This window comes from Candidatus Nanosynbacter lyticus, assembly GCF_030253515.1.
Classification (GTDB): Bacteria; Patescibacteriota; Saccharimonadia; order Saccharimonadales; family Saccharimonadaceae; genus Nanosynbacter; species Nanosynbacter lyticus_A.
This window is the reverse complement of record NZ_CP124549.1, coordinates 381372-401358: the sequence shown is the minus strand read 5'-3', so window position 1 is coordinate 401358 and position 19987 is coordinate 381372. Positions and strand designations below refer to the sequence as shown.

At 52.8% G+C, this 19987-nt stretch carries 24 protein-coding genes, 1 tRNA gene and 1 other annotated feature; of the genes, 18 read left to right on the top strand and 7 right to left on the bottom strand.

What is annotated here, in order from left to right; translation table 11 throughout:
• Nucleotides 1–6 precede the first annotated feature (6 nt).
• The 4 genes from NLML1_RS02085 to rpmG all read left to right on the top strand — a co-directional run bounded on the left by NLML1_RS02085 (nt 7) and on the right by rpmG (nt 2226).
• Complete coding sequence (locus NLML1_RS02085; protein WP_285441897.1) at nt 7–525, top strand: NUDIX domain-containing protein; 519 nt, start codon at nt 7–9, stop codon at nt 523–525.
• 14 nt (nt 526–539) lie between these two features.
• Nucleotides 540–1238: a DNA alkylation repair protein gene (locus tag NLML1_RS02080; protein ID WP_285441896.1), complete on the top strand. Its 699-nt coding sequence runs from the start codon at nt 540–542 to the stop codon at nt 1236–1238.
• Complete coding sequence (locus NLML1_RS02075) at nt 1235–1906, top strand: NAD(P)H-dependent oxidoreductase (protein ID WP_285441895.1); 672 nt, start codon at nt 1235–1237, stop codon at nt 1904–1906. Before NLML1_RS02080 ends, NLML1_RS02075 begins: the two co-directional genes overlap by 4 nt.
• Nucleotides 1907–2007: 101 nt before the next feature.
• Nucleotides 2008–2226: a 50S ribosomal protein L33 gene (gene rpmG, locus NLML1_RS02070; RefSeq protein WP_162323310.1), complete on the top strand. Its 219-nt coding sequence runs from the start codon at nt 2008–2010 to the stop codon at nt 2224–2226.
• Between the two features lie 97 nt (nt 2227–2323).
• Here rpmG and NLML1_RS02065 read toward each other — a convergent pair whose 3' ends face one another.
• The 4 genes from NLML1_RS02065 to NLML1_RS02050 all read right to left on the bottom strand — a co-directional run bounded on the left by NLML1_RS02065 (nt 2324) and on the right by NLML1_RS02050 (nt 6701).
• A complete protein-coding gene (locus NLML1_RS02065) occupies nt 2324–4045 on the bottom strand; it encodes a glycoside hydrolase family 15 protein (RefSeq protein WP_285441894.1) in 1722 nt (573 codons plus the stop codon).
• Nucleotides 4045–5256: a glycoside hydrolase family 57 protein gene (locus NLML1_RS02060; RefSeq protein ID WP_285441893.1), complete on the bottom strand. Its 1212-nt coding sequence runs from the start codon at nt 5254–5256 to the stop codon at nt 4045–4047. Before NLML1_RS02060 ends, NLML1_RS02065 begins: the two co-directional genes overlap by 1 nt.
• Nucleotides 5253–6464, bottom strand: a complete 1212-nt coding sequence (locus NLML1_RS02055; RefSeq protein WP_285441892.1) for a glycosyltransferase family 4 protein — start codon at nt 6462–6464, stop codon at nt 5253–5255. The genes NLML1_RS02060 and NLML1_RS02055 overlap by 4 nt, the downstream gene beginning before the upstream one ends.
• 162 nt (nt 6465–6626) lie before the next feature.
• A tRNA-Trp gene (locus tag NLML1_RS02050) sits at nt 6627–6701 on the bottom strand.
• A 145-nt stretch (nt 6702–6846) separates the two neighbouring features.
• On the opposite strand from NLML1_RS02050, the gene NLML1_RS02045 reads away from it, so the two are divergent.
• The 6 genes from NLML1_RS02045 (at nt 6847) to nusG (ending at nt 11962) form a co-directional block, all read left to right on the top strand.
• Nucleotides 6847–8382, top strand: a complete 1536-nt coding sequence (locus NLML1_RS02045) for a DUF11 domain-containing protein (protein ID WP_285441891.1) — start codon at nt 6847–6849, stop codon at nt 8380–8382.
• A 95-nt stretch (nt 8383–8477) separates the two neighbouring features.
• Entirely contained in the window at nt 8478–9071 is a 594-nt protein-coding gene (locus NLML1_RS02040) for a P-loop nucleotide/nucleoside kinase family protein (protein WP_285441890.1), read from the top strand.
• A 9-nt stretch (nt 9072–9080) separates the two neighbouring features.
• Nucleotides 9081–9779, top strand: a complete 699-nt coding sequence (locus NLML1_RS02035) for a M48 family metallopeptidase (protein ID WP_285441889.1) — start codon at nt 9081–9083, stop codon at nt 9777–9779.
• Between the two features lie 20 nt (nt 9780–9799).
• The gene (locus tag NLML1_RS02030) at nt 9800–10933 is read left to right on the top strand and encodes a sensor histidine kinase (RefSeq protein WP_285441888.1); all 1134 of its coding nucleotides are present in this window, start codon (nt 9800–9802) and stop codon (nt 10931–10933) included.
• Nucleotides 10934–11017: 84 nt separating this feature from the next.
• A complete protein-coding gene (gene secE / locus NLML1_RS02025) occupies nt 11018–11404 on the top strand; it encodes a preprotein translocase subunit SecE (RefSeq protein WP_285441887.1) in 387 nt (128 codons plus the stop codon).
• Between the two features lie 12 nt (nt 11405–11416).
• Nucleotides 11417–11962 (top strand): transcription termination/antitermination protein NusG, encoded by a 546-nt coding sequence (nusG, locus tag NLML1_RS02020; RefSeq protein ID WP_285441886.1) that lies wholly within the window; start codon nt 11417–11419, stop codon nt 11960–11962.
• A gap of 39 nt (nt 11963–12001) precedes the next feature.
• Here the strand turns inward: nusG and NLML1_RS02015 are convergent, their stop codons facing one another.
• Nucleotides 12002–12571 (bottom strand): hypothetical protein, encoded by a 570-nt coding sequence (locus tag NLML1_RS02015; protein ID WP_285441885.1) that lies wholly within the window; start codon nt 12569–12571, stop codon nt 12002–12004.
• Between the two features lie 65 nt (nt 12572–12636).
• Between NLML1_RS02015 and rplK the strand changes: the two genes are divergently transcribed.
• A complete protein-coding gene (gene rplK / locus NLML1_RS02010; protein WP_285441884.1) occupies nt 12637–13062 on the top strand; it encodes a 50S ribosomal protein L11 in 426 nt (141 codons plus the stop codon).
• Nucleotides 13063–13128: 66 nt separating this feature from the next.
• Entirely contained in the window at nt 13129–13689 is a 561-nt protein-coding gene (locus tag NLML1_RS02005; RefSeq protein ID WP_285441883.1) for an L-threonylcarbamoyladenylate synthase, read from the top strand.
• A 51-nt stretch (nt 13690–13740) separates the two neighbouring features.
• On the opposite strand, the gene eno is transcribed toward NLML1_RS02005, so the two are convergent.
• Both eno and NLML1_RS01995 read right to left on the bottom strand, forming a co-directional pair.
• Nucleotides 13741–15030 (bottom strand): phosphopyruvate hydratase, encoded by a 1290-nt coding sequence (eno, locus tag NLML1_RS02000; RefSeq protein ID WP_285441882.1) that lies wholly within the window; start codon nt 15028–15030, stop codon nt 13741–13743.
• A 42-nt stretch (nt 15031–15072) separates the two neighbouring features.
• Complete coding sequence (locus NLML1_RS01995) at nt 15073–15438, bottom strand: hypothetical protein (protein ID WP_285441881.1); 366 nt, start codon at nt 15436–15438, stop codon at nt 15073–15075.
• Between the two features lie 83 nt (nt 15439–15521).
• Between NLML1_RS01995 and NLML1_RS01990 the strand changes: the two genes are divergently transcribed.
• The 6 genes from NLML1_RS01990 to NLML1_RS01965 all read left to right on the top strand — a co-directional run bounded on the left by NLML1_RS01990 (nt 15522) and on the right by NLML1_RS01965 (nt 19982).
• A complete protein-coding gene (locus tag NLML1_RS01990) occupies nt 15522–16370 on the top strand; it encodes a hypothetical protein (protein ID WP_285441880.1) in 849 nt (282 codons plus the stop codon).
• A 449-nt stretch (nt 16371–16819) separates the two neighbouring features.
• Complete coding sequence (gene rplA / locus NLML1_RS01985; protein ID WP_285441910.1) at nt 16820–17506, top strand: 50S ribosomal protein L1; 687 nt, start codon at nt 16820–16822, stop codon at nt 17504–17506.
• Between the two features lie 83 nt (nt 17507–17589).
• Nucleotides 17590–17901: a WhiB family transcriptional regulator gene (locus NLML1_RS01980; RefSeq protein WP_285441879.1), complete on the top strand. Its 312-nt coding sequence runs from the start codon at nt 17590–17592 to the stop codon at nt 17899–17901.
• Nucleotides 17902–17943: 42 nt separating this feature from the next.
• Nucleotides 17944–18081, top strand: a sequence feature (ribosomal protein L10 leader region).
• 93 nt (nt 18082–18174) lie between these two features.
• Nucleotides 18175–18699 (top strand): 50S ribosomal protein L10, encoded by a 525-nt coding sequence (rplJ, locus tag NLML1_RS01975; RefSeq protein WP_285441878.1) that lies wholly within the window; start codon nt 18175–18177, stop codon nt 18697–18699.
• A 153-nt stretch (nt 18700–18852) separates the two neighbouring features.
• The gene (rplL, locus tag NLML1_RS01970) at nt 18853–19230 is read left to right on the top strand and encodes a 50S ribosomal protein L7/L12 (protein ID WP_285441877.1); all 378 of its coding nucleotides are present in this window, start codon (nt 18853–18855) and stop codon (nt 19228–19230) included.
• Nucleotides 19231–19466: 236 nt separating this feature from the next.
• Nucleotides 19467–19982: a hypothetical protein gene (locus NLML1_RS01965; protein ID WP_285441876.1), complete on the top strand. Its 516-nt coding sequence runs from the start codon at nt 19467–19469 to the stop codon at nt 19980–19982.
• Nucleotides 19983–19987 lie beyond the last annotated feature (5 nt).

The window sequence follows — 19987 nt, the reverse complement described above, 5'->3', positions numbered from 1 at the left end:
CTAAACATGGATAAGCAATCGTCTGCCGCCTACATGCAACACATTCGCGACCTTACGGCTAATTATCCACGCTTTGAAGATGGACGAGTTAACTATACTGATGAACGTGTGTGTTTTGTGTTAAATTGTGTCGTTGCCTCGGGCGATCAGGTCTTACTGACTAAACGTAGCAGTGAAGTTATCGCCTATCCGGAGCTGATTAACGGCATATCCGGTTTTATCGACAACCCCAATCTTAGTATCAAAGACATCGCGTATGGTGAACTAGCCGAAGAGATCGGCATTTCAAGGCAACATATTATCAATATGAAGCTCAGCCAGCCATTTGTACAGATTGACCAGCAACTAGATCGTGAATGGCACGTTGTTGCTATCCTCGTTGAACTGGCAAGTACCGTTACGCCCCGGCTTAATTGGGAAAATAAATCCGCTGCCTGGTTTAATCTCAAAGAAGTTCCCAAGATGAAGCTCATGCCGGGTTTCGCCGAAACGGTGGAAGCAGCGTTAGCAATGCGCCACTTATAGGTTATAATAAACATATGCTTCACAACCTCACGCGCCAACTCGAAACGCTTGCTCAAGGCAATGAAACCTACGCCGCCTTTAATAAGCGCATCGTCAATACCAAGATGCCGGTCATCGGTGTGCGTGTGCCGGATTTACGGCGATTGGCGAGGGAATTAGCGCCTAACATAAGCGCAGCGGACATTAGCAGATTACTAACAGCCAAGAACAAGTCATTTGACTACGTGCTGCTATGCGGGCTGCTGATCACGCACGCTCGGCTCGATGAGCAGACGGCGATTGATTTGACTAAACAATATTTGCCACTCGTTGATTCGTGGGCGCACATTGATGTGTTCATCGAAAAAAAGCGGCGCTTTGCCGGCGAACTGTGGTGGGATTTTGCACTAGAATGCCTACAAGGCGAAGCTGAATTTACAGTGCGCTACGGCGTAATTTCTTTGATGACTAATTTCCTGGATAAAGCACGCATCGATCGGGTTTTCGCGGCGCTGCGAAACGTCAGGCACGATGGCTATTATGTCAAGATGGGGCTGGCTTGGCTGTATGCAACGGCGGCGGTGAACTTTTTTGAGCTGACGTTGGCTGAACTAGAAAGCGGACACATCGACGCTTGGACGCGCAACAAAGCCTATCAAAAAATGCGCGAATCACGGCGATTCACACCCGAAGAGCAACGTATCATTAGGCAACAAAAAGGAGGACGCCAATGACCAGCAAACCAACCATTTCAGCAGCGGAAATTACCAAAGCGCTGGATTTTCGCCATGCCTGCAAGAAATTTGATGCTAATAAAAAGATCTCTGACCAAGATATGGAGCTGATCCTTGAGGCAATTCGCCTCACGCCAACCTCGTACGGTTTTGAGCAATTCGACGTCATCGTCGCCCAAGATCAGCAGCTACGCCAGGGTCTGAAAAAATGCGCACCGATTAATAAGCCGCGCTTTGATGCCAGTCATTTCCTGATTTTTACCGCCAAGACGGCCGACGCGCTTAGCGACCACATCGATCACATACTCCGTGATGTAAAGCGCATGAATCTGGTCGAGCGCGCCGCCTACAAGACCTTCTGGAAGCAGTGGGCGAAGAACGATTTTAAGCTAATGGACACGCCTGACGGGCTGCACCAGTGGTCAGCGCACCAGGCGTACATCGCCCTCGGCTTTGCCATGCTGGTGGCAGCGGAGCGGGGGATTGACTCGTGTCCGATTGAGGGATTTTCGATTGATCAGGCGACAGAGGTACTGACAACCCACCAGCTCATCGACCCAGCCAAAGACCTGCCGGTTCTCATGCTGGCGCTCGGGTACGCCAGTCGTAGCGACCAGCCGCACCTGCGCAGCCGCCGGCCACTTGATGAGATGGTGCGTTGGTATTAGCCCGAGGGCAAGAGCAATTTTCCTTAACAAGCGCCCTAGCGTTTCGGGATTATCTGTGCTATAATCGGTCAAGATTGTAAATAAACGTAACGAGTAAAGAGATGGCAAAGAAGAATACGAAGCGAAAGTTGATTGGTTTGGTCAGTAATTTGAGCGGTCACCGCACGTACTACACCACGGTCAATACCCAAAACCGCACCACTAAAGGGCAGGGCAAGTTGACGCTCCGAAAATACGACCCAGTGGCCCGCCAGCACGCAACCTACACTGAGACCAAGAAAAACCTTGGTCGCAACGAAGTCAAGCCACGCAAGGGCTAATGACATCAAGCGAGAATCACCCCCCTAGGATAGGGGTGATTTTTTATTTGCGACAAACGACCAAATCAGTAGGCCGGTGTAATTCCCATGCGCTAATCTACCGCTGCGCCACGATCATATCAAGCAGGGTATTGACATATTCAGCCGAAGCTACCACCGACGACGCGTTATGCTCACTTACCGCGCCAGTTTTGGTAATGCACCGCTCGCGGATCAAGTCAACGATTCGCTCTGCTCGCACCATCTCTCCTGTCTCGATATAGTATTGCGCCAGCCACAAACTAGCAACCACGCTACTATCTGAATCCTCCACCCGTCGCTTGAACAGACCATCAACTGCCGCCAGTGTTTGTGTCGCCTCGTCAACCAGCTGCTTGGTTCGCTCGGCCTCGCCCTCAACACCGAACATATAGGCGGCATACACCGCATCCATCGTCACCTCGTCAGCACCACGTCCCGCTAGCTGCGCGCTGATATCATCAGCGCAGGTTCGCCACTGCACCGCATTGGCTGGGTCGTCGTGCTGCTGCGCGAGTTCGCTCGCTTGCTCCAGCGCCGCGCGCGACAACTGCCAAACGAACGCCGCGTTGTCGTCCGCCGCTGGATTATCCCAATTATCCGTCACAAACGTCGCTACCTTGGCGGCCACCGACTGATATAGCTGCCGCGAGCGCTCCATGCCAACTCGTGACGTGGCAAATTGACAGAAGATAAATAGCACCGCCGCCGCGTCCCTCAAGCGCATTGGCGGCCGATCTTGACGCCACGCGGTATCAGTCGCCACCGGCTCGCCATCCGTATAATACGCTGGCGCGAAGTAACCATCGGTCTCAAATATCCGCCAGCAAGCTTCGAAGAACATCGCCGCCTCATTGCCATACCCCAGCCGAATCAGCGGCCACAGCGCGAACGCTGCGTCGTGCAGACGACAACTGCCCGCCGAGTCATCAGTCAGTACCAGCCCGGATTCATCCACGTGGGCTCGCAGTGTCAGCAGGGAATTAACGAAAGTCTGGCGGTGGGCTGGCGGCAATTTCTGCGCTGCGCGAAAACCGGGACTCAGCCACTTGTGCCAAAAATCCGTTGTTCGTGCCAAGCTCCGCACCAGGCCGACACTGCGCGTCTTTTCGTGCAGCCCCAGCGCTTCCTTGATCGACGTCCCGGCCGTGAGCCAGTAAGTGCAGCGATCCGACGCTAGCGCCGCCAGCCGCAGCGAGCAGCCCAGCACCGAGTCGGTCATGCCATACTCATGCGGACAGCCCGCCAGTTCGCCATCCTCCGCGTCACACCACGATCCATCGAGCCCAGCGCCAAATCGCCCGACCGTCCACCGATCAAAATCACGCCCAGCAAATGTCCGTAGGCCAGCGGCAAACGCCCGCTGCCCACGATAATGTAGCAGCGCCCGCGAAGCCTCGACATACTGCGCACTGTCAATCGCTTGACCATCATCGTATAGCCGGAACGCCTGATGCAAAAACAACCTCACCTGGCGCGTCTCAGTCCGCAGATTGACCACGTGAATATTACGACCAAATACATTGACCTTGCTATCGACAAAATCATCGCACTCCAGCACCAACCCCAGCCGCTCATGCTTCAGCACCGTGTGCGCCACCAGCGCTCCCTGTGGCAGCCGCATCGTCAGCCGCCAGGATCCATCATCAATCCACGAAAACTCACCGTCCACCCATACACCGAGACGATGCACGGCTTGATGGTTCTGGACTTCGCGGCCAACGTGCGGGAACGACAGGGAGCTTACTCGACCAAATTGATCAAGCTCAACCGCCAACCTGCCATTTGCGAGAAGCACCATCAAAACCTCTCGTACCGATGCGCGCTCAGCCGCCAGCGCACATCGCGAATTGCGTTAACATAATAGAGGAAGGCCTCGTACGGCGAGTCATACGGGCTGAAATAAGCATGGACGTCGCCGTCAGTAAACCACTTGGTGCACATATAGTAGAAATGATCAGACGACTGCAGTCGCCGCCAGTCAGCGATCAGCTGCTCATCACCACTCCTCAGTACGTCGGCCTCCAACTCGTACAGATACCGCAGCGCCTCCTTCTGTAAATCATTGCCATTCCACGCTGTCAAATCGCGCTCGCTATCCGCCCAGGTCACCGTCTCTGGCATGCTGATCTCACCAACCGGCTGATGCGCCGCCAGCGCTTCCGACACCGTATAAAATGTATTACCACTAACCCCAAGCCATGAGGCAACAAACTGATCAAAAAAGCTAAAAATACCGCTATCCGACCACTGGTGCTCGCCAAAGGTTTCATAATCCATGAACAAATTGACCAGCGGCGCCTCGGCTGTCGCCTCCATCAGCCACGTCCGATATTTTTCTGCCGTCAGCGGCCAGCCCGCCCACGACCGATTGCTAAACCGAAAGGCGATATCGTCACTCAGGCGATAATTCTTGAGCAGCAGCCCAATCCTATCCGTGCCAACCGGCCGATACACATAATTCGGACTGCGCCAATCCAGCACCTCATCCCAACCCTCGGCCAGCACGCCACTAAAGCCAGCGTTCTCCGCCCACTTGGCGAGGTCATCGTTATACGCCAGTTCGGTATTTGCGAGCACCGTGGTCTCGACGCCAAACAGCTGGCGCAGCTTCTGGCGGTGGCGGCGGATCTGCTCCTCGAACTCTGAGCGCGAATAAAAGAACGCCAGGCTGTGATGATATGGGCTTGATACCAATTCGACCTTGCCAGTGGCAACCAGTCGCTTAAAGCTCTCAATCACCGCTGGGTTAAAGCACTCCGCTTGTTCAAGGAATACACCGCTGATGCTCAGCGACAGCTTGAAATCATGATGCCGCCTGAGCAGTTCTTCTAGCAGGGCATTCATCCGCAGATATGACTTCTCGGCAACTTTGTGAAAAATTAACTCGTTGTTTTGGGCTGGATCATTGGTCTCGAAATAATCGTGCCGCGCCGCCACGTCAAAAATATTGTATCGTCGCACCCGCCACGGCTGATGCACGTGGAGATAGAGGGTGATGCCTCGGCTCATGCCCACCTCCTTTCGGCCGACGCTTGATACAGCGCGACACACCGTTCCGCAGCATCCCGCCACGACAGCCGAGTATATTCATCCTTGACATTACGCTTTAGTGCCGACTGAAGGCCCGGCGAGCGCGCAATATTGACGATCTCATCCGCCAGCTTATCAACATCCCAGTAGTCAAACCGCATGATGTTATGAAGTACCTCGCCAACACCCGACTGCTTACTGATGAGCAGCGCCGTATCATGATGCGCCGCCTCCAGCGCCGTCAGCCCAAACGGCTCTGATACCGAACTCATGATAAATATATCAATCAAATAGTAGGCATCGCGCCACTGCTTACCACGAACAAAACCAGTGAAAATCACCCGGTCGCTCACACCCAGTCGCGCGGCTAAGGCCACCAATTCATCCCGCTGCTCGCCGTCGCCCGATAGCAAAAAGGCGATCTTGTCGTAGCGCTCTAACGCTCTAGCTGCCGCCCGCACAAAGTAGGTCAGCCCTTTCTGTACCGTCAGCCGTGTCAACGCACCGACGATGGTATAGCCATCAGTCTTGAGATCCTCGAGGTATTTGTATGTTGTCGTATCATACTCATGCGGTGGCAGATCAGCCAGGTCAATCGCATTATATACTACCTCAATTTTATCCGGTGGAATGTGATAATTCTTGACAATCATATCCTTGGTAATACGGCTAACCGCAATAATTCGATCCGCCATCATCAGACCCTGCTGTTCAATCTCATGCACCAACGGATTACCCGAATGTTCGCCCGAGCGGTCAAACTCAGTGGCATGCACGTGAACAATCAGCGGTGCACCCGACACTTCCTTAGCGATCACGCCAGCCTCCATCGTCAACCAGTCATGAGCGTGGATGGCATCTGGTGGACGTGACTGAGCAAACTGCCTGACAAACGTACCATAGCGACGCTGCAGTCGGCGCATCGGTTCAAGTCCGTGCTCATCGCTATCCTCAGTATCTGGCGTGACACCATGATCGTACGCCCCAAGGTCATGATAGCCCGGCGGCAGCGGCGAGGCCGCATGAATGTTCATATGGGTAATATTCGGATGCTCGGCCGTGTAGGGCACAACAAAATCAATAGCAATACCATGCGCTGCCAGCGCCTTTGACATCTGGTAACACGCCACACCGAGGCCGCCACAATTGTGCGGAGGAAGCTCCCACCCTAGCATCAAAATTCTCATCTTATTTACAGTATAGACTGCCGCTTATGCTTTTTCAAGCGCATCTGATGATTTTTTCACAATCAAGGCGCTATTTTCACAAGAGACGAATTGATATGCGCCGTCAATTCTACAGCAAGCCATTAAAAAACGACTTTCATCAAGTCGTCACGCCATAAATTGTGGCAGGGGCAGTAGGAGTCGAACCTACCTCTGCGGTTTTGGAGACCGCCATTCTAGCCGATGAACTATGCCCCTATCGTCCCGCTAACGGGTTAGCTCATCTATTATAACAGAAAAAAATATTCTGCAAACTAACCATTTTGAAAAAATATGATATAAGTTATTGACAAAATAATGCTTGTGTGATAATATTGGAGAAACAACCAGTGAGGAGGATGTTATGAAATTAAGTACAAAGCTTAAGATCGTGGCGCTGTCGCTGGTCGCTGCTTTCGGAGCAGGACTAGTCTACTACGCCAACGCAGAAACAATTGACAATACCCGCGACTGTGACAAGTACGCCGTGGTGTATTGTGGTACCATGTCGGTACAAGAGATGCGCGAACGATATTTCAACAAAGGCGTATCAACAATTTATGGCGCGTTCGGTATTTCCTACGAGATGCTGAGCGGCAACTACGCTAATGGCGCAGTCTACCGTAACGGCGAGGTTCGCCTCGATAACGGCACCGTTGTCGCCACTAACGCTCGGACAGCCATCCGCAACATCAGCGGCGGCACACCGATCTCAGGCACCAACGCTAAGGTCGTCCCAGCCAGCCGCATGGGTAGCGCACAGCAGGCATTTATCCGACTTGATGAGCAGGGCCGCTTTAAGTTCGCCATCATGACACCGTGCGGTAACCCAGTTGTCGCCACCAACGTTGTTGTGCCACCAAAACCGAAACCACAGCCAGTGGCTACTTGTAAAGCACTTGACCAGCCAGTCATTAATCGTCAGACTAACACGGTCGCCCTGAAGGCTCACGCAACAGTCGAGAATGGCGCAACTGTCAAGTCATACACCTTTAGCATCACCGATGCTTCAGGCAAGGAAGTCTTCTCACGCAGTAACACTACTTCAGCGCTGACCAGCGAGACTAGCGCCACCATCAAGGAAGCGGGCACTTACACCGCTCGCGTCAAGGTCACAACCAGCCTTGGTGATCGCACCAGCAACGACTGTGTCAAGCAGTTCACCATCCAGCCAGAAACGCCAAAGGCTAACCCTGGCATCAAAATCGAGAAAAAGGTTGATGGCATCAAGCACAAGACCGTCCAAGTCGGCAACGAATTCCCATACCAGGTAACCGTCACTAACACCGGTAACGTTGACCTAAAGAACGCTGTTGTCACCGACAATGCGCCACAAGGTGTTACCTTCCTGAAAGCATCTGAGGGCACACTCCAGAACAATACCTGGAAAGCAACAATTGCTGAACTCAAGCAGGGCGCATCAAAGACCTTTACCATCACGGCAACCATCAAAGAACAAGTTACTGGCAAGGTCGTCAACACCGCCTGCGTTGATACCCCAGAGATTCCTGGCGACAAAGACGGCTGTGACAACGCAACCGTCGATGTACCAGAAAAAGTCGAGGCCTGCAACGTTCAAACTGGCGTCATCGAAAAAGTCGAAAAGGGCAAAGAGAACACGCCACCATACACCACTGATCTGAGCAAGTGTGAAAAGATCAAGGTCTGTGACGTCACTACCAAGACAATCCGCGAAGTTACCAAGAAAGAAGCTGAAGACACTAAGCGGTTCGTCGGTATCGACAGCGAAGAGTGTAATCCAAAGCCAACCACCCCAACTCCACCAACACCAACCGCACTGCCACGAACTGGTATGACCGACATGGTACTCGGTGGTCTGGGCCTCGGTGCACTGGTTACCTCAGCTCTAGCATACGTCGCTAGCCGACGCCAACTATAAGAGACTGACCGCTCCGAGAATCTAATTCTGAAGCGCGAGGTTTCAGGCGAGAATCCCCCTTGGATAAGGGGGATTTTTTGTGTATACTAACATATATGAAACCTTTGCAACTTTCTTCTCCTCACATCATTGCCATGGTGGGCGTGCCGGGGGCGGGCAAGTCGCAATTCGCGGCTGAGTTTTCTGAGATGTTTCATGCGCCGCATTTGGATTCTGGTATCTTAGCGGCATTATCTGATGATGAGGCGGCTGTTAATTACGCGAGCGGTGCACTACTCAAGGAACTGATGAAGACTCATCAAACCATCGTATTTGAAGGGGCAACGGAGAAGCGAGCCTGGCGGGTTGAGCTCGCCAAGACGGCCCGCGCTGCTGGTTATAAGATTCTCTTTGTCTGGGTACAGACCGACCTAGCGACCGCCAAGATGCGCTGGCTCAAGGCCAACGATAACGACGAGGCAACATTCGACGCTAAGATCAAACAATTCTCATCGCCGCACCCCAGCGAGCCATGCGTCGTCATCAGTGGTCGTCACACTTATAACACCCAAGCGCGCACCTTGCTCAAGCGCCTGGCCGACGTTCGCCCGAATACTACAGCTGCTCCGACCCAGCCGCAAGCCGCCCAGGCTGATACTCCCAAGCGCCATCCGCAACGTCCGGTACTCAGCCGCGTTCGCGTTAGCTAGGAGCTATACATGCCAACGATTACTGACGCTGAGTTTGGCGAAATCACGGTGAGGCGCTCGCACTTGGCGCGTCAGGTATCACTAAAGGTCGCGCCAAACGGGCAGCTGCGGATTAGCCTGCCGGCGTATACACCGCTGCTCGCAGCAAAAATGCTTATCAAGTCATCCCGGCCGCGTATTCGCGAGCTCCTGGCTGAGCATCAACAAGGTCACTACTACACGCAGGATCAATCAATCGGTAAAAGCCACCACCTGATTATCGAGACCCAGTCCGCGCTCGCCGAACCCACCATCAAGCGCTCCGGCACCCGCATCCTCGTCAAGCTGCCATCCGGCACCGACATTACTACTCCAGCCATCCAGCAGCGCATTCGCGAAGTCGTCATCACAGCGCTACGCAAGGAAGCCAGAAGTTACCTGCCACGGCGGCTGAAATTCCTGGCTGAGGAACATGGCTTTTCCTATCAAACCATCAAGCTGACGCACGCCTCGAGCCGCTGGGGTAGCTGCTCGTCGCGCGGCACGATTAGCCTGAACATCGCGCTGATGAACCTGCCGTTTGAGTTGCTTGATTATGTGCTGATTCACGAGCTGGCTCACACCCGCCAGATGAATCACTCCGACGCCTTTTGGCGAGAGGTTGCAGCCATCGACCCAGCTTACAAAACGCACCGAGCGGCACTGAAAAACCATACACCGCACGTGTAGCATGTGCTATACTAAATCATATGAAACAAGGGATGGGCAGGTGGCGCACGAGGCGCAGTCAGCAGCAGCATGCACACGAGAACATGGATGCCGCGCCAGAACATAGCCAGATGATGACGTTGGTAAACAGCTTGACCGATGCGGTACTAAGCACTGATGCTCACGGTGTCATTACGATTTATAATGCGGCGATGATCGGCCTGCTGGACACCAACGCCACACTCCATGGCCACCACATTAACGAGATATTTCAATTGCAGACGCTCGGTAGAACGCCAATCAATGTATTTGAAGAACTGAGCAAATCGCCGTCAATCCGCACCCGTGACGATCTGATCATGCCGCTCAGCGATGGCGATCATTTGCGACTGGAGGCGACCTTTGCGCCGATTTTAGGCGGCAGCTCCAGCACTGACGGTTACGTGCTGATTCTGCGCGACGTCACCAAGATAAAAAGCCTCGAAGAGGAGCGTGATGAGTTTATCAGTGTCGTTAGCCACGAACTGCGCACACCGGTAGCCATTGCCGAGGGGGCGCTCGATAACGCTCGACTGCTCGCCGAGAAAGGCTACACCCAAAAGGTACATGAAGCATTAGTGGCGGCGCACGATCAAGTGATGTTCCTCGCTAAAATGATCAATGACCTTGGCACCTTATCGCGCGCTGAACGTGGGGCGGCGGACGAGACGGAGACGATTAATTTGATGGAGCTGGCTAGCACGTTACACAGTGAGTTTGCACCGCGAGCGGCCGAGAAGGGGTTGCGGTTTGACCTCGACGTGAGTGCGCAGATTGGCGTGATCAAGGTTTCGCGGCTGTACTTGACCGAGCTATTACAAAACTTTATCATCAACGCCATCAAATACACGCCTCATGGCGGGGTGACGCTGCGGATGCACCGGCGTAACGGCGTCGTACAATTTGCGGTAATCGATACCGGGATAGGCATCGGCAAGACTGACCAAAAAAAGATTTTCCAGCGATTTTACCGGGCCGAGGATTATCGAACCCGCGAGACCAGCGGCACCGGACTGGGACTGTACGTTGCGGGCAAATTGGCGCACAAACTCGGCTGCACTATCTCTGTCAAAAGCCGGCTCAATCACGGTTCAACCTTTAGCTTTGAGCTGGCCGACCCGCCCACGTCCACATGAGACCGCCCTTGCAATCACGGCCCGAACACGCTACAATAGACTTGACAGTCTGCTAAGAAGCAGACTTTTAAATTGGGAGAAACTATGGCACAAAAAAACGCAGCAGGATCAAAGACGAAGGTTCGCCGCATCACCGCGAAAGATGACGGGGCGAAGCAGTCGTCACCACATACATCAAAAGCAACCACAACCACCAAAAAAACTGCCAATAACACCACTAAAAAAGTAGCGGCAGCAGCCACTACCTCTCCAAAACAGCCAAAAACTACGGCCAAAAAATCCGCCAAGAAGTCAGGCGACGTTGGCTACTTCAAGGGCGCATGGCAGGAGCTCAAATTGGTGCGCTGGCCAACTCGCTCAGCAACCTGGAGCATGACGGCGGCGGTGCTGGTGTTTACATTGATCTTTGTGGTGCTGATCTTGCTGCTTGACGCCGCATTTAACTGGGGTTTTAATCAAATTTTGAAATAGGAAAGGGAAATTATGTCATCAAATCGCTACGATTCAACCCGCTCGTGGTACGCCATTCATACGTACTCGGGCTACGAGGAAAAGGTTGCTGAATCCATCCGCCAGCGCATCAACGGCGTCGACATGGCCGACAAAATCTTTGACGTCATGGTGCCGAAAGAAAAGCAAATTCAGATCAAAAACGGCAAACGCAAGGTTGTCGATGCCAAGATCTTTCAGGGCTATGTGTTGGTCGAAATGAAGCTGACCGACGAGACCTGGTACATTGTCCGCAACACGCCGGGCGTGACTGGCTTTGTTGGTGCTGACACCACGCCAACACCGGTGTCGGATAAAGAAATTACCAAGATCAAAAAGCGCATGGGCGTCGAAGAGCCAAAGCATCAGATCGATTTCTCAGTCAGCGAAGTGGTCTCCATCATTGACGGGCCATTCAAGGGCTTTGACGGGTCAATCGCAGAAATTGACGCCGTCAAGGGCAAGATCAAGGTCATGGTCAGTATGTTTGGCCGCGATACACCAGTCGAACTGGACGCGCTGCAGGCCAAGAAAGTCTAGCTGCCTGATCATCTAGCCGTGCGGCGATACACCACCAAGCTACCAAACATCTTTGGCTTCAACTACCTCGCTACTTTTGGCGAGGTAGTGTTGCACAGCAAAGAGTACCAGCGCCACCGTAATTACCCCGAGTAGCACCGCCGCGATCGGCCACTGCCTAGCATCATACATCGCCATGATGAGAACTGGCACTGTCCCGATGCCACACGCCAATATCTTGCCAAACAACAGGGTCACCAGCGTCACTCGACTATGGCACAACCGAATACTGCGCTTCAACAGATACGAGCCGCAGCGCCCCAGCCAATACGGTAGCATTATCACCACACCCAAAACCGCCACTGTCATCACCGACATCAACATCAGCTGCACAACTTGCAACATAAATGGTACCGCTCGAGGCGTCGTATCGCTCGGTGTGGCGGGCGGGGTGGGCGTCGACTGAGCTACCTCTGGCGATACACCGAGTTGCATGAGCAAGCCACTGCGCGCCAGCCACAACAACCCAGCGCCGACGATAACCGCATAGGTGAAGATCAACAGGCTGTAAGCGAGCGCCCCAAACATATTGACGAGGCGACGAACCGGCTTGATGCTGCGAGCGTTCATGCTTGTATTCTAACACAATTTTCGTTATAATACAGTGGTTACGCACGGAAAAATAAGAGGAAACTATGGCAAAGAAAGTTATCGGTAATCTAAAATTACGCATCCCTGCCGGACGAGCAACCGCCGGGCCACCAGTTGGTTCGACCCTTGGTCAGTGGGGACTAAACATGATGGATTTCATCAATCCATTCAACGACGCCACCAAAGATATGATGGGCAAGGATGTTATCGTCCACATTCAGGTGTTTGAAGATCGTACTTTTACGTGGAAGAGTCTGGGCCAGCCAGTCGATGATATGATCCGCGAGAAAGCCGGCATTCAAAAGGGTTCAGGCAAGCCGCACGCCGAGAAGGTCGGCACCATCACTCGCGCTCAGCTTCAGGAAATTGCCGAAGCAAAAATGGATCAGCTAAACGCCATCGACATCGAAGGCGCGATGAAGATCGTTGCTGGCTCCGCTCGCTCAATGGGCATAGAAGTCGCCGACTAATTTATACCTATTCATCCAAAATTGCTCCCTGCCGTGGGAGCAATTTTATTGTGGTATAATCATTTGGTGATCACCAAAAACTTACTTGATACCACCGTTATCGAGGCGCTACGAGCTGACAAACTCGTCGTGGCACCGACTGACACCATTTATGGTCTGCTCGCTCGAGCTGATAGCCCGAGGGCAGTTGATGAGCTGTACCGCGTACGCCAGCGTGACCGCACCAAATCCTGCATCATCCTGCTTAGTAGCGCCGACAACATTCCCGAACTCACTACCAAGCAGCGGTATATCTATGACCAGCTACGCCATGAACGGCCGACCACTATTGCTGCCAGGGTCAGCCCCGACTTTATGCCGCACCTAGTACGTACTGACGCGACCTTGGCATTTCGCGTTGCACCACCAGACACAGCATTGTCTGAGCTGATTCAGCTGGTCGGCCCACTGCTCGCACCAAGCGCTAACCCCGGCGAGCAACTACCGGCCACCACAGTCAATGAGGCAACCGCGTATTTTGGCGATGAGGTGGCTGTCTACGTTGACGGCGGGGAAATTAAGGGGGTAATGCCTTCACGGATCATCAAATTTACTGATGAGGGGCAGCTGGTTGCCTTGCGGCAATAATTTCCACTACAGCCAACCAGGCGCCCGACGTCTTGTCTCGTAACCTATGAACTACGACTGCTTGAACGGCCGCACCAGCTCTAGCTCTGGTCGCATCTCGGCGATGCGCATCAGCTCGTTGTACTTGGCGATACGCTCTGAACGCGACATCGAGCCAGTCTTGATCTGACCGGTACCGAGCCCGACCGCCAGATGGGCAATTGTCACGTCCTCGGTCTCACCCGAGCGGTGACTCATCACCGTATTCCAGCCGGCCTTTTTCGCCATCATCACCGCCTGAATCGTCTCGCTCAGCGTACCGATTTGATTTGGCTTGATTAAAATCGCGTTACCAGCCTTTTCAGCGATCGCCCGGTCCAGCCGCATTACATTCGTCACCAACAAATCATCACCGACCAGCTGCGTCGTCGAGCCAAGCTCCGTCGTCAGCGTCTGCCAATCGTGCCAGGCTTCCTCGTCCAGTCCATCCTCGATCGACACCACCGGATACTCAGCCCGCAGCTGCTTGTACATCTTGATCATACCATTCACGTCGAGCGTGCGATGCTCCGTCTCCAGCCGATACTGACCATTGCCCTCGTGAAATTCGCTCGAAGCCACGTCAAGAGCAAAGGCAAAGTCCTGCTCCAACTTGTAGCCGGCTTGCTGAATCGCCCGTGCTAGCAGCTTGACCGGTTCCATATTGCCGCCGCGCACATGTGGCGCGTAGCCGCCTTCATCGCCAACAGTCGTCGGGTAGCCCTCGGCCTTGAGCACCTTCGCCAGCGCATGAAACACCTCGGCGCTCATCCGCATCGCATCCTCAAACGTCGATGCGCCGACTGGGATGATCATGTATTCCTGAATATCCGTCGCACCAAGCGCGTGCTGCCCGCCGTTCATCACATTGATCATCGGCATCGGCAGGCTCATCGTACCGGCATTCGCCAGCTGATTGACATAGACGAAAAGCTCAATACCCTTAGACTCAGCCGCGGCCTTGGCAACCGCTAGGCTGACCGCCAGGATCGCGTTCGCCCCAAGCCGCCCCTTATTTAGCGTGCCGTCCAACTGTCGCATCCGCTCGTCAACCCGATGTTGCGCAAACGGATCCATGCCGCGCAGCGCCCGCGCGATCTCAACATTGACATGCTCGACTGCCTTGAGCACACCCTTGCCACCATACGCCAAGTCGCCGTCGCGCAGCTCGACCGCCTCGTGCGAACCAGTGCTGGCGCCCGACGGCACTGCCGCCCGCCCGAATGAGCCATCGCTCAGCCGAACATCGGCCTCCACCGTCGGATTACCCCGAGAATCTAAAATTTGTCGTGCGTGAATGTCTGTGATTGTGATATTGTTCATACTCGCTATTGTAGCAGAGATAAAAGAGCAGGGGCAAGCGGGTTACAACCTTCGCCTCACTCGTACTAAACAACCCGTCTTTGTCGGAAATTGAGCTGTTGTCGGACCGGGACACTTCTCGGCAAACTGCAATACGCGATCTCCAGACTCATCGATCTCATCAAAACAGCCCGCTACCTGACTACGTAGATCTTTATTAAGCTCTCCTACGACCTCAGGATCCAGATCTGCAACATCAACCTGCACGCCGTCACCTCGAAAAAGTTGAATATTTGGATTATTGCTCAACCCCTTCAGGGCTAAATCTGCAGCCTCCTTGGCAGCCTGCCGTCTATTCTCTACATTCTCGCAAGCTGGCCCAGCAATCGGACAGTCCTTGCATCTACCTAAAAATTCCGCCTTATTCATAGTTACATAATTGTACCGCTACATTGCAAGTATGTCAAATTACTTGCAGAATAACGTGTTCCCATCTATACTTGTGGTTAATTATGGGAGAAAGACGTCATCATTCACCAATAGCCGACGGGCTGTCTATACTGAGTAGCCCAAACTTTCAGCGAGGGGTTGATGAGGCTAATCATGCACTCGCCGCCAAAACAGAAGTAACGAAGAGAGGAGAGCACCTCCCACCGGATAGGGATCCCGAAAACATAATCAAGCGGCACATCACCCCACACTTTCCAGACGACTACATCGGCTCGCCGGTCACGATCACAAATGTTACTGAAAGCGATGGACTGGCTGTTTGTCAACTGAAAGGAAAACTCCTGTCACTAGAGGCTAAAGGATGTATGGTTAATAAGCGTTCGCGAATACTAGCAGCGCTGGCCATTCGCTCCCAGGGAGATACGCATCACTTTCCACTCTCCCAAGAGACAATCAGCAATATTCTCCAATTTGATGTTCATCTGCCGACTAACTTACTAACGAATTATTTTTCGGCTCAAGCGACAAATCCTGAGATACACGAGACAATACTCGACATAGAAAATGCTGCCAAATATGCCGCCTTGCCTGCTGATCGTGCTGCAATAATTACTTGGGGTACCCAAAAATTAACACAGCAACTAGGCGAAGATTTCTGTAGGGGCGGATTATTTTCCGGTGAAGGGTCTACATTTACAAGTGAGGGGATTAGACTTCCGTATAGTAAATTTAACGACATGAGATCCACCGGCTTTAGTGTAATCACCGACCACACTAATGACGAGCCAGCTCCACGGGTTGCCCTTTCGCTGGAAGATGGCGATAGTACTATTCATGTCATCCCAGACCGTCGTTTCCTCTCGAAGTTAATGCGCCATGACAGTGGCGACACAGATACTTTCGCAGCATAAACCCTAGTTGCTTTACTGCATTATTTCAGGTATAATTCCACTATCATCAAATCAATGCTGGGAGGCGGGCTTGCCTAAAATCGCGAGCCGCCGCTTGTACCACAGAAAGGATTAGTATGGCCAAGAAAGCCGAGCTGCTGGAAAAAGCAGCAGAACTACAATTAGCAGTCAGCGACAAGAACACCATCGCTGAGGTTGAGGCGGCAATTGCCGAGGCTGAAGCAGGCACGCCTGAGAGCAGTAAGCCGCACGATACCAAAGATAAAGACGTTATCGCCGAGCGCGAAGCTGTCGTCGCCAAGGCTGGCAAGCGCAGCCAAAAAGCCCTCGACGAAGCCGAAGCTAAGGCCGAAAAGGAAGCCCGCAAAGAAGCCGGCGACACCACGCCGCAGTCTGACGACGCCGAAGTGCATGTCAAGAAAGGCCCGAAGCCGATCACGCGTCCGCGCCTGGAGCGCCGCGGCAAGAAATACCAGGAAGCTGCCAAGAAGATTGAGAAAAATAAATTGTACAGCCTTGATGAAGCGTTGAAACTGGCGACTGAGACCAGCCCGGTCAAATTCGACGCCAGCGTTGAAATTCACGTTCGCCTGGGCGTTGATCCGCGCCAAGCCGACCAGAACGTCCGCTCGACCGTAGCGCTGCCGCACGGCACGGGTAAAGACGTTCGCGTGGCAGTTTTCGCGCCAGAAACCGAACATGCCGCTGCCAAGAAAGCCGGCGCTGATATCATCGGTGACGAGGAGTTCCTAAAGCAGCTGGATAAGGAAGAATTGAACTTTGATATCTTAGTCGCCACTCCGCAATATATGCCAAAGCTTGGCAAGTACGCCCGGCTGCTCGGCCCGCGCGGTTTGATGCCAAATCCAAAGTCCGGCACCGTCGCTACCGACGTCGTCAAAGCCGTGTCTGAAGCCAAAGCCGGCAAGGTTGAGTACCGCGTCGACAAGCAGGCCATCGTCCACTTATCAATTGGCAAGGTTTCGTTTGGCGCTGATAAACTGGCGGAAAACACCCGCGCCTTCCTCGCCAGCCTGAATGCCCAAAAGCCATCCAGCCTCAAGGGTATTTATGTCAAATCTATCGCCATTGCCACCACTATGGGGCCGAGCGTAAAGGCTGAAACTTCGCTGTAAGGTTGGCCTATTAATATAAACGCGCTTCATGCCCGAGGCGCGTTTTATATTGCAATAACCGTGTAGTATGATATAATAATTCAATGCGTGAATTATTACCAAATACTGAGACTGAGACTCAGCCTGAAGCTGCCATCGCTAACTGGCGTAATAAGGCGAACTGTCGCGATAGTGACCCAGACATGTTTTTTCCAGAATCTAAAGACAGGCGATATGCTGAAGAAGCTCTCAAAGTTTGCCGTGGCTGCAAGGTTAAGGAGGACTGTCTTGATCACGCGATTGAGAACGATGAAAAGTATGGTATCTGGGGCGGCATGACACCGGAAGCAAGGAAGAAACTATCTCGACGCAGCACAAATACACAAACTCGCCATCGTATACATAAAAGTTCATAAATTAACCCATAATCATCTTGCATCCCGTTGTCATTTCTGCTACAATTCTAATGAACATTACCAAAGACAGCGCGCGACCGAAGGGAACTGAGGTATAAAAATGCCGCCGAGGGATGAAACGAACAGTTTTATTTGACGTCTTTGGTAGTGCGAGAATCAAAGACGTTTTTGTTTGCTCGGCTAATGCCCAGATAAACGAGAACCAGATTCTCCATTACCGCACGTTAACAAATCGGTCGAATCATACAAGAACCAATCAAAGAAAGGATTTTTATGGCAATTTCACGCGATAAAAAACAAACTTTGGTTGCTGAACTAACCGAGCTTCTGAAAGACGCCAAAGGTACGGCATTTGCGCGGTACCAGGGGATGAGCGTGGCTGAACTACAAGAGTTGCGCAAGGCTGCCCGCGAGGCAAACGTGGTCATCAAGGTGGTCAAAAACCGTTTGGTACGCGTAGCGCTGCAGGGCGTTGACACCTACAAAGAAGCTGACACTGACCTACTGGTTGGCCAGCTGGTTTACGCCATGAGCGCCGACGACGAGGTCATGCCGGCAAAAGTTTTGGACACGTTTGCAAAGACGCATCCAGCACTGCAGTTGGCCGGTGGCTTCTCAGGCGAAGGCTTGAGCATCAACGAAGCTGACATCAAGGCGCTGGCGAGCCTGCCAAGCAAAGACCAGCTCATCGCCGAAGTGGTGGCGCAACTGTTCTCACCAGTCCACGACACCGTGGGCGCGCTGGGCGGCAATTTGCACGGCTTACTAGACGGCATCGAAGCCAAAGCTGCGGCTTAAGTTTAGCAATCAATTATTTATCTGAGTTCATAAAATCTTCAACGCCTCCTCTTTTCGCGCCGGGCGCTCACGCGCTCGGGCTGCAATCGCTGCACGGAGACTTATGAAGATTTTACAAACTCAGAAATTAATTAATAATCTAAGGAGAATACCATGGCTGATATTAAAAAATTGGCTGAAGAACTGACCAAGTTGACAGTTCTAGAAGTTAACGAATTGAAAAATCACTTGAAAGAAGAATACGGCATCGAGCCAGCTGCTGCAGCAGTGGCTGTTGCTGGTCCAGCTGCTGGTGGCGAGGCTGCCGCAGAAGATGAGAAAACTGAGTTCACCGTCACCCTAAAGGACGCAGGTGCTCAAAAAGTTGCTGTTATCAAGGCAGTCAAGGAAATCACCGGCTTGGGCCTCGGTGAGTCAAAGGCCATCGTCGACGGCGCTCCAGCACCAGTCAAGGAAAAGGTGTCAAAGGACGAAGCCGAAGCTGCCAAGAAGACGCTCGAGGACGCCGGCGCTAGCGTTGAGTTAAGCTAATTTTTGCGTGAAACGACCGATTGTTTTCGTAGAGAAATGCCGCCCGGAGTTTATACCACGGGCGGTGTTTTATTGGCAAGGGTAAAAATTACCACAGTTTTGCCTGACTATCTGTTGTCCTTGTGGAAAGACGAGCCGTTGGCCGATGCGAATCGACTGACGGGGCTTGCACACTCACATAATTAGTGCTATATTACACTCACGTACTATCAAAATAGACAAGGAATGCGAGCCATATGTCTGATTTACCGGAAAAGCAAGTGAAGCGCCTCAGGACGCTCATCCAAGAAGCAGAAACTAACTTAGCAGCAGCCAAGGAGCTGCTGATCAGCATCGTTGGTGACGATGGACAAGTCGTCACGCCGAAAACCTCGTCGGACGATGTTGCCGGCAAGATAATCGAGGGTGTGTTTGATGGTCAAATGATGATGGGGCCTGATGGCAAGAATTATCCAATCCCGGCGAACTACGCCTCAAAGTCCAAGCTCGTCGAGGGCGACATCTTGAAATTAACCATCACCGAAGACGGCAGCTTTATCTACAAACAAATCGGCCCGGTCTCGCGCAAACAAGTCATCGGTACGCTCGTCCAACACGACGGCGTTTACTACGTCGAAGCCAATGGCCGTGAATATCGCATCCTGCTCGCCAGCGTCACCTTCTTCCGCATCGAAGTCGGCGACCAAGTCACCATCATCATCCCTGATGACAATCCGGACGCCACCTGGGCAGCTGTCGAAGCGCCACTATAGACCGT

Coding starts and splice junctions, on each gene's coding strand:
- rplL (WP_285441877.1), top strand. CDS start 18,853: ATGGCTGATATTAAAAAATTGGCTGAAGAACTGACCAAGTTGACAGTT.
- NLML1_RS02060 (WP_285441893.1), bottom strand. CDS start 5,256: ATGAGCCGAGGCATCACCCTCTATCTCCACGTGCATCAGCCGTGGCGG.
- nusG (WP_285441886.1), top strand. CDS start 11,417: ATGTCATCAAATCGCTACGATTCAACCCGCTCGTGGTACGCCATTCAT.
- NLML1_RS01965 (WP_285441876.1), top strand. CDS start 19,467: ATGTCTGATTTACCGGAAAAGCAAGTGAAGCGCCTCAGGACGCTCATC.
- NLML1_RS02030 (WP_285441888.1), top strand. CDS start 9,800: ATGAAACAAGGGATGGGCAGGTGGCGCACGAGGCGCAGTCAGCAGCAG.
- eno (WP_285441882.1), bottom strand. CDS start 15,030: ATGAACAATATCACAATCACAGACATTCACGCACGACAAATTTTAGAT.
- rpmG (WP_162323310.1), top strand. CDS start 2,008: ATGGCAAAGAAGAATACGAAGCGAAAGTTGATTGGTTTGGTCAGTAAT.
- NLML1_RS02065 (WP_285441894.1), bottom strand. CDS start 4,045: ATGGTGCTTCTCGCAAATGGCAGGTTGGCGGTTGAGCTTGATCAATTT.
- NLML1_RS02075 (WP_285441895.1), top strand. CDS start 1,235: ATGACCAGCAAACCAACCATTTCAGCAGCGGAAATTACCAAAGCGCTG.
- NLML1_RS02040 (WP_285441890.1), top strand. CDS start 8,478: ATGAAACCTTTGCAACTTTCTTCTCCTCACATCATTGCCATGGTGGGC.
- rplK (WP_285441884.1), top strand. CDS start 12,637: ATGGCAAAGAAAGTTATCGGTAATCTAAAATTACGCATCCCTGCCGGA.
- NLML1_RS01980 (WP_285441879.1), top strand. CDS start 17,590: ATGCGTGAATTATTACCAAATACTGAGACTGAGACTCAGCCTGAAGCT.
- NLML1_RS02015 (WP_285441885.1), bottom strand. CDS start 12,571: ATGAACGCTCGCAGCATCAAGCCGGTTCGTCGCCTCGTCAATATGTTT.
- NLML1_RS02080 (WP_285441896.1), top strand. CDS start 540: ATGCTTCACAACCTCACGCGCCAACTCGAAACGCTTGCTCAAGGCAAT.
- NLML1_RS02035 (WP_285441889.1), top strand. CDS start 9,081: ATGCCAACGATTACTGACGCTGAGTTTGGCGAAATCACGGTGAGGCGC.
- secE (WP_285441887.1), top strand. CDS start 11,018: ATGGCACAAAAAAACGCAGCAGGATCAAAGACGAAGGTTCGCCGCATC.
- NLML1_RS02045 (WP_285441891.1), top strand. CDS start 6,847: ATGAAATTAAGTACAAAGCTTAAGATCGTGGCGCTGTCGCTGGTCGCT.
- NLML1_RS02055 (WP_285441892.1), bottom strand. CDS start 6,464: ATGAGAATTTTGATGCTAGGGTGGGAGCTTCCTCCGCACAATTGTGGC.
- NLML1_RS01990 (WP_285441880.1), top strand. CDS start 15,522: ATGGGAGAAAGACGTCATCATTCACCAATAGCCGACGGGCTGTCTATA.
- NLML1_RS01995 (WP_285441881.1), bottom strand. CDS start 15,438: ATGAATAAGGCGGAATTTTTAGGTAGATGCAAGGACTGTCCGATTGCT.
- rplJ (WP_285441878.1), top strand. CDS start 18,175: ATGGCAATTTCACGCGATAAAAAACAAACTTTGGTTGCTGAACTAACC.
- NLML1_RS02085 (WP_285441897.1), top strand. CDS start 7: ATGGATAAGCAATCGTCTGCCGCCTACATGCAACACATTCGCGACCTT.